Genomic DNA, 13756 nt, shown 5'->3' with positions numbered 1-13756 from the left:
CGCCTGCACTTTGGCGCCAGCCGGTGTAAGGTTCGCGCAAAGCACGTAAAAACCGAGGAAGACCCGACCATGACCACCACCAAGACCGACGCCGAGTGGCGTGAACAACTCTCCGACATCGAGTACCGCGTCACGCGCGAGGCGGCCACCGAGCGCCCCTTCACCGGCCGCTACTGGGACCATTGGGACCGCGGCATCTACAAGTGCGTCGGCTGCGGCACGCCGCTGTTCGAGTCCGCCACCAAGTTCGATGCCGGCTGCGGCTGGCCCAGCTATTTTCGGCCGATCAACGGCGAGGTCATTGCCGAACATACCGACCACACCCACGGCATGGTCCGGATCGAGGTAAGGTGCAAGGAATGCGGCAGCCACCTGGGCCACGTGTTCGAAGATGGCCCGGCGCCGACCGGCCTGCGCTATTGCATCAACTCGGCTGCGCTAAAATTCGACGATCGCGACCCGGCGCAACGTGAGGCGGATGATGCCCACGGGGCCGGCAGCGGTAACGATCCCCAGCGCGATCCGCAGCGCTGAATAACCTGGTACCGCATGAAATTCCTGTTCGACCTGTTCCCGGTCATCCTGTTTTTTGTTGCCTTCAAGCTGGCAGACATCTACACCGCCACCGCCGTGGCCATCGCCGCGACGGTGGTGCAGATCGGCTGGGTCTGGTTCCGCCACCGCAAGGTGGAGCCGATGCAGTGGGTCAGCCTGCTGATCATCGCGGTCTTCGGCGGCGCCACGCTGGTGCTGCACAACGAGACCTTTATCAAGTGGAAGCCGACCGTGCTGTACTGGATGTTCGCCGCGGCGCTGATGGGCTCGGTGATCGGCTGGCGCAAGAACCTGATCCGCGCCATGATGGAAAAGCAGGTGAGCCTGCCCGATTCGGTGTGGGCGCGGCTGAATGCCGCCTGGGCGGGCTTCTTCGCCGCCATGGGCGTGCTCAACCTGTACGTGGCGTACCAGTTCTCGACTGACGTCTGGGTCAATTTCAAGCTGTTCGGCAGCATGGGGCTGATGCTGGTGTTTATCGTCGCGCAAAGCGTCTGGCTGTCGCGCCATATGCCCGAGAACAGCAAGGACTGACGTCCCTGTCCACCCCAGAATCAGAAGGAATCCATTGATGGCAGCCGATCCCGCCACTATCGAGGCGATGCTGCGCGATGCGCTCGCCCCCAGCCACCTGGCCGTGCGCGATGACAGCGCCTTGCACGCCGGACACGCCGGCGCCGCCTCTGGCGGCGGACACTACGACGTGACAATCGTCAGCGAGCGCTTTGCAGGTCACAACCGGGTTGCGCGACACCGCATGGTGTATGATGCGCTGCGCGGTCTGTTCCCCGCGCAGATCCACGCACTGGCCGTGACTGCGTTCACCGACCAAGAGTACCAAACGCGCGCTCAATCACGCGCATCTTCCAGCAACTCTCAGACCTGATTCCATGAAGACCACCGTCCTCTCGTTCAGCCTGGCGGCTGTGCTTGCTGCCGGCAGCCTGCCGGCCATCGCCCAGAATGCCGCCGTCGTGAATGGCAAAGCCATTCCGTCGGCTAAGCTGGACAAGTTGATCGCCGGCACCGGCCAGCCCGACAATGCGGAGCTGCGCTCGCGGGCCCGCAACATGCTGATCGACCGCGAACTGCTTGTGCAGGAAGCCAACAAGCGCGGCCTGACCCAGCGCGACGATGTGCAGGAACAACTGGAACAGGCCCGCCTGAACGTGCTGGCCGGCGCGGTGTTCGAAGACTACGTGAAGACCCACGGCGCCAGCGACGCCGAGCTGCGCAAGCAGTACGAAAAGATCAAGTCGCAGTTCGGCAACGGCAAGGAATACCACGCCCGCCATATCCTGGTGGAGAAGGAAGCCGACGCCAAGGCCATCATCGCCAAGATCAAGGGCGGCGCAAAGTTCGAGGACCAGGCCAAGGCCGCTTCCAAGGACCCGGGCTCGGCGGCCAACGGCGGCGACCTGGACTGGGCCAACAGCAGCAGCTACGTGCCGGAGTTCTCGGCGGCCATGACCGGCCTGAAGAAGGGCCAGATGACCGAGACCCCGGTCAAGACCCAGTTCGGCTGGCACATCATCGAGCTGGTGGACGTGCGCGAAGCCAAGATCCCGTCGTTCGAAGAGGTCAAGCCGCAACTGACCCAGATGCTGATGGGCGACCAGAACTGGCAGCGTGAGCAGTTCCAGGCCATGATGAAGTCGCTGAAGGACAAGGCCAAGATTCAGTAAGCACGGACCGGTCGGCCCCCCCGCCGGTCTGCACTGTTGAAGGATGCAGCGCGTGGAGACGACCGCCGGATACTGGCAACTGTGGCATCTCTCGTCCCGGGGCATGTGCTATTGCGCACTGGCCTGGGCGTCCCTGGACGGCGCCGCCCCTGGCTGGCGCCGGCTCCATCCCCACCTCCCGCTGCGTGACCGCTACGCTCCCGAGAAGATCCTGCACGCCGTCGTGGCGTACAAGGAGGTTCGCGGCGAGATCAGGCCGTCTCCCGGTTTTGATGCGGGGCGGATGCTGACTTATGCGTATGCGTCGTGGAGTTCGCGGTTGATGGCGCCGATTTTGGGATGAATGGGTGGCGCCCCTGCTGCGGCTTGGAGCGGGTAGATGGTTCCACAGCGGGTCGCTGCTGTAACCAGCCGCGCGCGCCGTCGAGCAGATACCAGGGGCAAACCGCAGACACCCCGCATCCACGACAAACAGAAAGCCACCAGCACTGCCGGTGGCCTCCTGACTAAGCTGCGCTAAGCGTGGGACAGGCCTTCAGCTCATCCCGTCCAACCGCCCGGGGCGCCCTTACCCCACCCACTTCCGCGCATTCCGGAACATCCGCATCCACGGGCTGCCGCCATCGGCAACCTGCTTCCACGCATCCGGCGCCCAGCTCATGGTCGCGGCACGGAACACGCGCTCCGGGTGCGGCATCAGCACAGTGAAGCGCCCGTCGAAGGTCGTCACCGAGGTGATCCCCTCCGGCGAACCGTTCGGGTTGAGCGGATAGGCCTGCGTGACCGCGCCGTAGTTGTCGACAAAGCGCAGCGCAACGTTGGCCTCGCCGATATTGCCCTGCTGCGAGAAGTCCGCAAACCCTTCGCCGTGCGCAACCACGATCGGAATACGGCTGCCTTCCATGCCGGCAAAGAAGATCGACGGCGACGACTGCACTTCCACCGTGACGTAGCGCGCTTCGTATTGCTCCGACTGGTTCCGGGTGAACTTCGGCCACGCACCCGCGCCCGGGATGATCGGGGCAAGGTTACTCATCATCTGGCAGCCGTTGCAAACGCCCAGCGCAAAGGTGTCCTGGCGGTTGAAGAACGCCGCGAACTGCTCGGCCATCTGCGCGTTGAACAGAATGGTCTTGGCCCAGCCCTCGCCCGCACCCAGCACATCGCCGTAACTGAAGCCGCCGCAGGCAACAAAGCCGCTGAAGTCGGCCAGGTTGGCACGGCCGGCGATCAGGTCGCTCATATGCACGTCGTGCGTATCGAAGCCCGCACGATCCATGCTGTACGCCATCTCGATCTGCGAGTTGACGCCCTGCTCGCGCAGGATCGCCACGCGCGGACGGGCGCCGGTGGCGATGAACGGCGCGGCGATATCCTCGGCCGGATCGAACGTCAGCACCGGGCTGATGCCGGGGTCGGCGGCGTCGAGCAGGCGGTCGTATTCGCTGTCGGCGCAGGCCGGGTTGTCGCGCAGGCGTGCGATGCGCCAGCTGACCTCGCTCCAGTTGCGCTGCAGGTCGGTGCGCGAGGCGCCGAACACCTTCTTGGCGTCGCGATAGATCTCGACCTGATCGGTCGCATTGGGCTTGCCGACCACGTGGCTGCACGCCGACAGGCCGGCCTCGCGCAGCACCGCGAAGACCGCGTCGCGGTCCTGCATGCGCACCTGCACCACCGCGCCCAGCTCTTCCGAGAACAGCGCGCGCAGGGTCTGGTCGTTGCGGCGCTCGGCGATCTGCTGTGCCCAGTTCTTGGCGTCGCCGAAGTCCTGCTCCTGCTGCGGATCCAGTGCCAGCATGTCGACATTGAGCGAAACGCCGCAGTGGCCGGCAAAGGCCATCTCGGCCAGCGTGGCCAGGAAGCCGCCGTCGGAACGGTCGTGGTAGGCCAGCACCTTGCCTTCGCGGTTCAGGCGCTGGATCACGTTGAAGAAGTTCTTCAGGTCCTCGGCATTGTCGACGTCGGGGGCGCTGTCGCCGACCTGCTGCATGACCTGCGCCAGGATGCTGCCGGCCATGCGGTTCTTGCCGCGGCCAAGGTCGACAGCGATCAGCACGGTGTCGCCCGCATCGGTACGCAGTTGCGGCGTCAGTGTGCGGTTTACATCGTCCACCGCGGCGAAGGCCGAGATGATCAGCGACACCGGCGCCACCACTTCCTTGTTGACGCCGTCGTCCTGCCACTTGGTGCGCATCGACAGCGAATCCTTGCCGACAGGGATGCTGATGCCCAGCGCCGGGCACAGCTCCATGCCTACGGCGTGCACGGTGTCATACAGCTTGGCGTCTTCACCCTCCACGCCACAGGCTGCCATCCAGTTGGCCGACAGCTTGACCTTGCCCAGGTCCTTGACCGGTGCAGCCGCCAGGTTGGTCAGCGCTTCGCCGATCGCCATGCGGCCGGAGGCCGGGGCGTCGATCACGGCCAGCGGGGTGCGCTCGCCCATGGTCATGGCTTCGCCGGCGTTGCCCTTGTAATCGAGCGTGGTCACCGACACGTCGGCCACAGGCACCTGCCATGGGCCGACCATCTGGTCGCGCGCGTTCATGCCGCCCACGGTGCGATCGCCGATGCTGATCAGGAACGACTTGTTGGCCACGGTCGGGTGACGCAGCACGTCGCGCACGGCCTGCTCCAGGCTGATGCCGGTCACATCCACGGCCGGCAGCGCCTGTTCCACGCGCTTGACGTCGCGGTGCATGCGCGGCGGCTTGCCCAGCAGCACGTCCATCGGCATGTTGACGGCGTAGTGCTCCTTGAGCGCGGCGTCGACACTGGCGTCGACCAGTTGCAGCTGCTTTTCTTCCGTGGCGATGCCGACCACGGCGAACGGCGAGCGCTCGCGCTGGCACATGGCCTGGAACTGCGGGAAGCTGTCCGGCGCGATCGCCAGGACGTAGCGCTCCTGCGACTCGTTGCACCAGATCTCAGCCGGCGACAGGCCGGACTCTTCCAGGTGCACCTGGCGCAGGTCGAAGCGCGCGCCGCGGTCGGCGCCGTCCACCAGTTCCGGGAAGGCATTGGAGATGCCGCCGGCGCCGACGTCGTGGATCGACAGGATCGGGTTGGCGTCGCCGAGCTGCCAGCAGGCGTTGATCACTTCCTGCGCGCGGCGCTCCATCTCGGGGTTGCCACGCTGGACCGAATCGAAGTCCAGGTCGGCGGTGTTGGTGCCGGTCGCCATCGAGCTGGCGGCGCCGCCGCCCATGCCGATGCGCATGCCCGGGCCGCCGAGCTGGATCAGCAGCGTGCCGGCCGGCAGCGGGTTCTTGTGCGTGTGCGAGGCGTCGATATTGCCGATGCCGCCCGCGATCATGATCGGCTTGTGGTAGCCGCGCACGGTGCCGCCGACGTTCTGCTCGTAGACGCGGAAGTAGCCACCCAGGTTGGCGCGGCCGAATTCATTGTTGAAGGCGGCGCCGCCGAGCGGGCCGTCGATCATGATCTGCAGCGGCGAGGCAATGCGGTCCGGCTTGCCGGTCACGCCGGGCTTGTGGTCGGGGTTGCGGTGCGCCACCGGCTGGGCGGCGTCGCGGTCGTTTTCCCAGGACTCGACGGCCTCGGGCAGCATCAGGTTGGACACCGTAAAGCCGGTCAGGCCGGCCTTGGGCTTGGCACCGCGGCCGGTCGCGCCTTCGTCGCGGATTTCACCGCCGGCGCCGGTGGAGGCGCCCGGGAACGGCGAGATCGCGGTCGGGTGGTTGTGCGTTTCCACCTTCATCAGCGTGTGGGTCAGCGCCTCGTGGCGGCCGTACTTGTGGTCGTCGCCGCGCGGGAACCAGCGCTCGGCCACGTCGCCTTCCATCACCGCCGAGTTGTCCGAATAGGCAACGATCGAACCCTGCGGATTGAGCTGGTGCGTATTGCGGATCATCGCGAACAGCGACTTGTCCTGCTGCACGCCGTCGATGGTCCAGGTGGCGTTGAAGATCTTGTGGCGGCAGTGCTCGCTGTTGGCCTGCGCGAACATCATCAGCTCGACGTCGGTCGGGTTGCGCTCCAGCTTGGCGTAGGCGTCGACCAGGTAGTCGATCTCGTCCTCGGACAGCGCCAGGCCCATCTCGACGTTGGCCGCGGCCAGCGCGCTGCGCCCGGCCGAGATGTCGATAAAGCGCAGCGGCTTGGCCGGCAGTTCCTGGAACAGGCCGGCGGCGTCCTCGCGCGAGGCGACCACGGTCTCGGTCATGCGGTCGAACAGGTGCGCGGCGACGGCAGCGCGGGTGTCCGCGTCCAGCGTCTTGCGGCCGCGCAGCAGGCCCTTCTTGCAGATGACCGTGATCTCGATGCCGCGCTCGATGCGGTGGATATGCGTGAGGCCGCAGTTATGGGCGATGTCGGTGGCCTTGCTGGCCCACGGCGAGATCGTGCCGAAGCGCGGAATCACGACAAAACGATCGCCCTCGGGCTGCTCGGCGAACGGTGCGCCGTAGGTCAGCAGCGCCGCCACGCGCGACTGGTCGTCGGCCGACAGCGGCGTCTGCGCGTCAACAAAATGCAGGAACTGGCCGTGCACCGACTCGATATCGGCGTCGATTTGCCGGAGAGCGGTGAGCAGGCGTTGCTGACGGAAGGCGGAAAGCGCCAAAGCGCCGGGGAAGCACGAGAAATGCGCCATGATCGTAGCGGTCGGGAGGCGAAGAGGTAGGGGCTGCAGCTTGGCCGGCACCGCTGCATGGGGTGCCGGCTGGCGGGAAACCGCTATTGTACCTTGCCGGGCCCCGGATTTTGCACTGCGACAACAACGCAGCGCCGTGTTACGGCAATTCGTGATAACGCCTATGCGTCACATACGGCCATTTATGGCTCAGAGTGACGTGGCCGAGCGTGCGGCCTGCTCGTACAGCCCGGTCAGCACCCGCAGCAGGCGGGCCAGTTCGCCGATCTCGGCGTTCTCGTCGCTGCCCTCGGAGAAATTGCTGGTCAGGCATTGCTCGCGGATCTCGCGGTAGCGCGAGCACGCCTCGGCGCCGGCCGGCGTGGTCGAGTAAGTCGCTTCCTTGCCAACCCGCTCCCCGGCCACCAGCCCCAGCCCCTGCAGCTTCTTGAGCGCATAGGTCACCAGGTGGGTGTCCTCCACGTTCAGCACGAAACAGATATCGGCCAGCCGCTTGGGCCGGCCGCGGTGGTTGACGTGGTGCAGCACCAGCACGTCCAGGAAGGTCAGGTCGCGCACCCCGGCGGCGCCCATGCAGCGCACCACCCAGCGGCTGTAGGCGTTGTAGGCGGTATTCAGCCCGAACTCGAACTCGGACAACTCGGGGCTGCGCACCGATACCAGGTGGGACGACGACACGATATTGGTGCCGGCCGCGCGCGACAGCGCGGGCGCCGGCCTTGCCGCCGGCTGGTCGGGCACTGAATCGGCCACAGGATCCGCCACGGCGGCGGCGTGGCCGGTCTCGACTGGCTTGCGTGCCATGCGGAAGACTCCTTTCGATGGGATGGCGCGGGCCCTAGCGGATGCTAGGTATAAGCCCCGAGCGCGCCCCGGCAATTTTAGCTTGACAGTTTATTGGCGAATTATGAGCATGAACACCTAATAAATACAGGTAAAGCATGAGGAGGAACGTCGGGCACGGCCCGCCCGGCGCATGCGCATCCCCGCCCTCCCCGTGCCCCCCGTGCCGGCAGGCACCGTCGGCAACGACGCTGCCGCCGCCCCGCCCTCTCACCAGTTCTTGCGCCCATGCCATCGATGCTGCCTGACCTCGACACCCTGAACACCCGCCTGCGCGAGGGCGCCACCAGCCGTGCGCAGATCATCGAGCAGGCGGCCGCGGCGGCGGTGGGCCCGGCCGCGGAAGCCGTGTTCCTGCACAGCACCTTCGAGGCCGCGGCGCAGGTCGCGCGCGCCGCCGATGCCGCCAGCCGCGCCGGCAAGCCGCTGCACGCGCTGGCGGGCCTGCCGGTCTCGGTGAAGGATTTGTACGACATCGCCGGCGAGGTCACGCGCGCGGCATCGGTGGTGCGCCAGGATGCCCAGCCCGCCGCGGCCGACGCCACCGTGGTCGCGCGGCTGCGCCAGGCGGGGGCGGCCATCGTCGGGCGCACCAATATGACGGAGTTCGCGTTCTCGGGCGTAGGCATCAACCCCCATTACGGCACGCCGGTCAACCCGGCCGGCACTGACGGGGTGGCGCGCATTCCCGGGGGCTCGTCGTCCGGTGCCGCGGTATCGGTGGCGCTGGGACTGGCCGTCGCCGCGCTCGGCAGCGACACCGGCGGCTCGATCCGCATCCCGGCGGCGCTGTGCGGCATCACCGGGTTCAAGCCCACCGCGCGGCGCGTGCCGCTGACCGGCGCGTTTCCGCTGTCGTACACGCTCGACACCGCCTGCGCGATGGCGCGCACGGTCGGCGACTGCGTCGCCGTCGACAGCGTGATCGCCGACAGCGCCGTGATCCCGCGCGTCACCAGCCCCACCGCCATGCGGCTGGCGATCCCGCGCCAGTACCTGCTGGACGACCTCGACCCGGTGGTCGCACGCGCCTTCGACCGCGCGCTGGGCCGCCTGTCGGCAGCCGGCGTGCAACTGGAGCACATCGACCTGCCGGAACTCGGCGAACTGGCCGGCCTGAACGCGCAAGGCGGCTTCAGCTCAGCCGAGGCCTACGCCATCCACCGCCATGTGCTGGCCACCCGCCGCGAGCTGTACGACCCACGCGTAGCCTCGCGCATCGACCGCGGCGCCAATATCAGCGCCGCCGACTATATCGACCTGGGCCGTGCCCGCCTCGACTGGATCGCCCGCATGGAGGCGCGCCTGGCCCGCTTCGACGCCGTGGCCTGCCCGACCGTGCCGATGGTGGCGCCCGAGATCGCCCCGCTGCGCACCGATGATGCGCAGTTCTTCCGCGTCAATGCCCTGCTGTTGCGCAACACCTCGGCATTCAATTTCTTCGACGGCTGCTCGATCTCGCTGCCCTGCCACGCGCCGGACGAGCTGCCGGTGGGACTGATGCTGTCGCACGGCCCGATGCGCGATGCCGACGTGCTGGGCACGGCCCTTGCGTTGGAACGCATCGTGCAACCGTCACAGCGCGACGACTGAGCCGAGCCTGTCGCTCAGGAATCCGCGCCGTTGATCTTGCGCTGCCTGCAGTCCGACATGCAGGCGGCACCAGGTAGTACGCAACAAGCTGTACAACCGCGCCCCCGCGCGCACACCAGGAGAGATCGAGATGCGAGTCAAGGCAATCGTTGCGGCCGGCCTGGCGCTGGCCGCCATGACGGTACAGGCGGATACCAAGTGGGACCTGCCGACCGGTTACCCGGTCAGCAACCTGCACACCGAGAACCTGCAGCAGATGGCCAGCGACGTGGACAAGGCCACCGGCGGCAAGCTCAAGATCGTGCTGCATCCCAACGGGTCGCTGCTCAAGGCCAATGAGATCAAGCGCGGCGTGCAGACCGGCCAGGTCCAGATGGGCGAGATCCTGATGTCCCTGCTGGCCAACGAGAACCCGGTGTTCGGCGTCGATGCGGTGCCGTTCCTCGCCACAAGCTACACCGATGCCTACAAGCTGTGGCAGGCGTCGCGCCCGGTCACCGAGAAGGTGCTCGACAAGCAGGGCCTGAAGCTGCTGTATGCGGTGGCTTGGCCGCCGCAGGGCATCTATGCCAGCAAGCCGATCAATTCAGCCGCGGACATGAAGGGCCTGAAGTGGCGCGCGTACAACCCTGCCACCTCGCGCATCGCCGAGCTGGTGAGCGCGCAGCCGGTGACCATCCAGGCCGCCGACCTGGCGCAGGCGCTGGCCACGGGCACGGTCAACTCCTTCATGTCGTCGGGCGCGACGGGGGTCGACACCAAGGTCTGGGAAAGCGTGAAGTACTTCTACACCGTTGACGCCTGGCTGCCCAAGAACATGCTGGTGGTCAGCAAGAAGGCCTTTGCCGCGCTGGACAAGCCGAGCCAGGACGCGCTGCTCAAGGCCGTGGCCGATGCCGAGAAGCGCGGCTGGCAGGTCTCGGAGCAGAAGACCAAGGAATACCTGGCGACGCTGTCGCGCAACGGCATGACGGTGCAGCCGCCTTCGCCGCAGCTCAAGGCCGACATGCAGAAGGTGGGCAAGGTCATGGTGGATGACTGGGCCAAGGGTGCGGGCGAGGATGGCAAGGCCATTCTCGACGCGTATCGCAAGTAAAGCCGCCGCGGCTCGTCATGCCCGCGCAGGGGGGATCCCGGCGTCTGTAAGCGCCGCCGGGATCCCGCTCACATGCCCTATGCGCGGGGCCGATGCCGTTGCGCGTTGTTGTTTTCCCAACCGCTGCCCATCATGCCAACTCCCCCTCTTCCCAAGCGCTGGCTTGACCGCCTGCTCGACCTCTTCGCCACGCTCGCCGCGCTGTGCATCCTCACGGTCTGCGTGATCATGGTGCTGATGTCGCTCTCGCGCGAAACCGCGGTGACGTTCAAGGGCGGCGACGATTTCGTGGCCTGGTTGTGCGCCGCCTCGGCCTTCCTGATTCTCGGACAGACCTTCCAGCACGGCGGCATCGTGCGCGTGGAGATGCTGCTGGAGGCGGTCGGCCCGCGCCGGCGCTGGGCGCTGGAGGTGCTGTCGCTCTCCATCTGCGTGGCGTTCGCCGCCTACGCGGCCTGGGCGCTGGGCACCTTCGCCTGGCAGAGCTGGGAGATCGGAGACGTCTCGCAAGGCCAGATCGTGATCCCGCTGTGGATTCCGCAGAGTTTCGCGGTGCTGGGCTGCATCGGCTTCCTGCTGGCGGTTGCCGATGAATGGCTGCGCGTGGTGCGCCGGCACAAGCCGCGCTACCAGCTGGCGCAGGAAGCCAAGCTCGCCGCCGGCGATTTCGGGGAGACAGTCTGATGAGCACGGTATTGGTTGCGCTGGTCCTGCTGGTGGTGCTGATCGTCTTCCTCGCGATCGGCACATGGATCCCGGTGGCCATCGCGGTCACCTCCTGGGTCGGCCTGGTGGTGTTTTCCGACCGCGAGGCGCTGGTGAGCCTGGCCAATGCGTGGTGGTCGTCGAGCGCGTCCTACACGCTGGCCTCGCTGCCGCTCTTTGTCTGGATGGGCGAGATCCTGTTCCGCACCAAGCTGAGCGAGCAGATGTTCAGCGGCCTCTCGCCGTGGCTGAACTGGCTGCCCGGGCGGCTGATGCACGTCAACATCCTGGGCTGCGGCATCTTCGGCTCGGTGTCGGGGTCGTCGGCAGCCACCTGCGCGACGATTGCCAAGTCGGCGCTGCCGGAACTGACGCGGCGCGGCTACGACGAGCGCATCACGCTCGGTTCGCTGTCCTGCGCGGGCACACTGGGCATCCTGATCCCGCCGTCCATCACGATGGTGGTGTACGCGGTCTCGGCGGACGTGTCGATCATCCGCGTGTTCCTGGCCGGCTTCTTGCCGGGTCTGCTGCTGATGGTGCTGTTCTCGGGCTATATCGTGGTCTGGGCGCTGGCCAACCCGGACAAGACCCCGGCTTCGGAGCACTTCGGCTGGCGCACGCGGCTGGCGTCGATCCGGCAGCTGCTGCCGTGCATCGTGCTGATCGCCTTTATCGCCTGGATCATGATCAGCGGCTACTCCACCGCCACCGAGGCCGCCGCCTACGGCGTGGTGGCGTCGCTGGCGCTGGCCTGGGCGGGCGGCTCGCTGACACGCGCGGCGTTCTGGGACAGCCTGATGTCGGCCACGCGGCTGACGGCGATGATCATGTTCGTGCTGGGCGCAACCTCGTTCCTGTCGGTGACCATGAGCTTTACCGGCATCCCGCGCGCGCTGGCCGAGTGGGTGGCGGCGCTGCACCTGTCGCCGTGGGCACTGATCGCGGTGCTGACGGTGATCTACATCGTGCTGGGCACCGCGCTGGACGGCATCTCGATGATCGCGCTGACCACGGCGACGGTGCTGCCGATGGTGCAGGCGGCCGGCTTTGACCTCGTCTGGTTCGGCATCTTTATCGTGCTGCTGGTGGAGATCGCGGAGGTGACGCCGCCAGTGGGCTTCAACCTGTTCGTATTGCAGAGCATGACGGGCAAGGACAGCAACTACATCGCCCGGGTATCGCTGCCCTTCTTCATGATGATGGTGGTGGCCATCGCCATCATCACGATCTGGCCCAACGTGGTCACCTGGCTGCCGGACATTGTCATGCAGAAGGAAGTCAAATAGCATAGGCCGGGCCGCCCGGACCGCTGTCCGACCGACTGCCGGCGCGGCGGCAACGTGGAGGCAACCCGCCAGATGCATGTGATCGTCATCGGCGCCGGCGCGATCGGCGTCTGTTCCGCCTGGTACCTGCGGCAGGCCGGTTTCGACGTGACCGTGCTGGAGCGCCGCGGCGCGCCTGCGCAGGAGACCAGCTTTGGCAATGCCGGCGTCATTGCGCCCGGTTATGTCACGCCGTGGGCCGCCCCGGGCATGCCCGGCAAGGTCCTGCGCACGCTCTTTGCCCGCGAGGCGCCGGTGGTGTTCCGCCCTTCCGCGGATCCCGCCATGTGGCGCTGGATCGCGCGCTGGCTGGGCGAATGCAAGCTGGAACGCTACCGCGCCAACAAGCTGCGCATGCAGCGCCTGGCCTTCTACAGCCGCGATTGCCTGCACCGGCTGCGCACCGAGCTGGAGATCGACTACGAGCAGTCGCAGGGCTACCTGCAACTGTTCCGCAGCGCGCGCGACCTGGACCTGGCCGCGCCCGCCGTGGCGCTGCTGCGCGAGAACAACGTCCCACACCGGCTGGTGAGCGCGCAGGAATGCCGCCGCATCGAGCCGGGCCTCGCCGCCGACACGCCGCTGGCCGGCGGCCTGCACCTGCCCGAAGACGAGTCGGGCAATTGCCCGATGTTCGTGCGCGCGCTGCACCGGCATGCCGAGGCGGCGGGGGTGTCCTTCCGTTTTGACACGCAGGTGATGCGCATCCGGCCCGACAAGGCCGGCAAGCTGCAGGTCGAGCTGTCGCCAGACGGCAAGAATGGCGCCGCCCCCGTGCTGAGCGGCGACCGCATACTGGTCGCCGCCGGCGCCGACAGCACCGCGCTGCTGCATCCGCTGGGCCTGCGCGTGCCGCTATATCCGGTCAAGGGCTATTCGGTGACGGTGATGGTCCGCGACGAGCTGCAGGCGCCGCTGGGCGCGCTGATGGACGAGTCGTACAAGATCGCGATCACGCGCATGGGCAACCGGCTGCGCGTGGCGGGCACGGCGGAACTGGGCTCGCGCAGGCTGGACCTGCGGCCCGCGGCGCTGCGCACGCTGATCAAGGTCGCGCGCGACTGGTTCCCGGTGGCCGGCAACTACCAGGAAGCCACCCAATGGGCCGGCGCGCGGCCGATGCTGCCGGACGGGCCGCCGCTGATCGGGCCCACCTCGGTGCCCGGCCTGTTCCTCAACCTGGGCCATGGCTCGACGGGCTGGGCGATGAGCTGCGGATCGGGCAAGATTGTGGCTGACCAGATCGCCGCCAGTGCCGCTGCCTCCGGCGGCCCCGACATCGACATGGAAGGCCTGCTGCCGGACCGCTACGGGCTCGGGCCGGCCAGATAGCCAA

At 67.2% G+C, this 13756-nt stretch carries 12 protein-coding genes; 10 read left to right on the top strand and 2 right to left on the bottom strand.

The features are described from left to right. Positions 1–69 precede the first annotated feature (69 nt). Genes msrB through AC10V3_RS07905 form a run of 5 tightly spaced genes read left to right on the top strand, consistent with a single transcriptional unit; the run spans position 70 to position 2583 of the window. The gene (gene msrB, locus AC10V3_RS07925; RefSeq protein ID WP_022534573.1) at positions 70–534 is read left to right on the top strand and encodes a peptide-methionine (R)-S-oxide reductase MsrB; all 465 of its coding nucleotides are present in this window, start codon (positions 70–72) and stop codon (positions 532–534) included. A 15-nt stretch (positions 535–549) separates the two neighbouring features. Further along, positions 550–1089, top strand: a complete 540-nt coding sequence (locus AC10V3_RS07920; RefSeq protein WP_022534572.1) for a septation protein A — start codon at positions 550–552, stop codon at positions 1087–1089. A gap of 37 nt (positions 1090–1126) precedes the next feature. After that, positions 1127–1441 (top strand): BolA family protein, encoded by a 315-nt coding sequence (locus AC10V3_RS07915; protein ID WP_022534571.1) that lies wholly within the window; start codon positions 1127–1129, stop codon positions 1439–1441. A 4-nt stretch (positions 1442–1445) separates the two neighbouring features. After that, positions 1446–2240: a peptidylprolyl isomerase gene (locus tag AC10V3_RS07910; RefSeq protein ID WP_022534570.1), complete on the top strand. Its 795-nt coding sequence runs from the start codon at positions 1446–1448 to the stop codon at positions 2238–2240. Between the two features lie 43 nt (positions 2241–2283). Next, positions 2284–2583, top strand: a complete 300-nt coding sequence (locus tag AC10V3_RS07905; protein WP_041681003.1) for a hypothetical protein — start codon at positions 2284–2286, stop codon at positions 2581–2583. A 225-nt stretch (positions 2584–2808) separates the two neighbouring features. On the opposite strand, the gene purL is transcribed toward AC10V3_RS07905, so the two are convergent. Continuing rightward, positions 2809–6855 carry a phosphoribosylformylglycinamidine synthase gene (purL, locus tag AC10V3_RS07900; protein ID WP_022534568.1) on the bottom strand — a complete coding sequence of 1349 codons (4047 nt, stop codon included), beginning with the start codon at positions 6853–6855 and terminating at the stop codon, positions 2809–2811. A gap of 189 nt (positions 6856–7044) precedes the next feature. Beyond that, positions 7045–7659, bottom strand: a complete 615-nt coding sequence (locus AC10V3_RS07895) for a winged helix DNA-binding protein (RefSeq protein WP_022534567.1) — start codon at positions 7657–7659, stop codon at positions 7045–7047. A 267-nt stretch (positions 7660–7926) separates the two neighbouring features. Here AC10V3_RS07895 and AC10V3_RS07890 point away from each other — a divergent pair, with 267 nt between their 5' ends. The 5 genes from AC10V3_RS07890 to AC10V3_RS07870 all read left to right on the top strand — a co-directional run bounded on the left by AC10V3_RS07890 (position 7927) and on the right by AC10V3_RS07870 (position 13752). After that, positions 7927–9291, top strand: coding sequence for an amidase (locus tag AC10V3_RS07890; protein ID WP_041681002.1), 1365 nt, complete (start codon positions 7927–7929; stop codon positions 9289–9291). Positions 9292–9421: 130 nt separating this feature from the next. Continuing rightward, positions 9422–10387: a TRAP transporter substrate-binding protein gene (locus AC10V3_RS07885; protein ID WP_022534565.1), complete on the top strand. Its 966-nt coding sequence runs from the start codon at positions 9422–9424 to the stop codon at positions 10385–10387. Between the two features lie 132 nt (positions 10388–10519). Beyond that, positions 10520–11071: a TRAP transporter small permease subunit gene (locus tag AC10V3_RS07880; RefSeq protein WP_022534564.1), complete on the top strand. Its 552-nt coding sequence runs from the start codon at positions 10520–10522 to the stop codon at positions 11069–11071. After that, positions 11071–12381 (top strand): TRAP transporter large permease, encoded by a 1311-nt coding sequence (locus AC10V3_RS07875; RefSeq protein WP_022534563.1) that lies wholly within the window; start codon positions 11071–11073, stop codon positions 12379–12381. Before AC10V3_RS07880 ends, AC10V3_RS07875 begins: the two co-directional genes overlap by 1 nt. A 72-nt stretch (positions 12382–12453) precedes the next feature. Next, entirely contained in the window at positions 12454–13752 is a 1299-nt protein-coding gene (locus tag AC10V3_RS07870) for a D-amino acid dehydrogenase (protein WP_022534562.1), read from the top strand. Positions 13753–13756: the final 4 nt, after the last annotated feature.

The organism is Cupriavidus sp. PB-02 (assembly GCF_058252315.1).
The sequence above is the reverse complement of the archived record's forward strand: the minus strand, read 5'-3'. Positions and strand labels throughout refer to the sequence as shown.

Coding starts and splice junctions, on each gene's coding strand:
- msrB (WP_022534573.1), top strand. CDS start 70: ATGACCACCACCAAGACCGACGCCGAGTGGCGTGAACAACTCTCCGAC.
- AC10V3_RS07920 (WP_022534572.1), top strand. CDS start 550: ATGAAATTCCTGTTCGACCTGTTCCCGGTCATCCTGTTTTTTGTTGCC.
- AC10V3_RS07915 (WP_022534571.1), top strand. CDS start 1,127: ATGGCAGCCGATCCCGCCACTATCGAGGCGATGCTGCGCGATGCGCTC.
- AC10V3_RS07910 (WP_022534570.1), top strand. CDS start 1,446: ATGAAGACCACCGTCCTCTCGTTCAGCCTGGCGGCTGTGCTTGCTGCC.
- AC10V3_RS07905 (WP_041681003.1), top strand. CDS start 2,284: ATGCAGCGCGTGGAGACGACCGCCGGATACTGGCAACTGTGGCATCTC.
- purL (WP_022534568.1), bottom strand. CDS start 6,855: ATGGCGCATTTCTCGTGCTTCCCCGGCGCTTTGGCGCTTTCCGCCTTC.
- AC10V3_RS07895 (WP_022534567.1), bottom strand. CDS start 7,659: ATGGCACGCAAGCCAGTCGAGACCGGCCACGCCGCCGCCGTGGCGGAT.
- AC10V3_RS07890 (WP_041681002.1), top strand. CDS start 7,927: ATGCCATCGATGCTGCCTGACCTCGACACCCTGAACACCCGCCTGCGC.
- AC10V3_RS07885 (WP_022534565.1), top strand. CDS start 9,422: ATGCGAGTCAAGGCAATCGTTGCGGCCGGCCTGGCGCTGGCCGCCATG.
- AC10V3_RS07880 (WP_022534564.1), top strand. CDS start 10,520: ATGCCAACTCCCCCTCTTCCCAAGCGCTGGCTTGACCGCCTGCTCGAC.
- AC10V3_RS07875 (WP_022534563.1), top strand. CDS start 11,071: ATGAGCACGGTATTGGTTGCGCTGGTCCTGCTGGTGGTGCTGATCGTC.
- AC10V3_RS07870 (WP_022534562.1), top strand. CDS start 12,454: ATGCATGTGATCGTCATCGGCGCCGGCGCGATCGGCGTCTGTTCCGCC.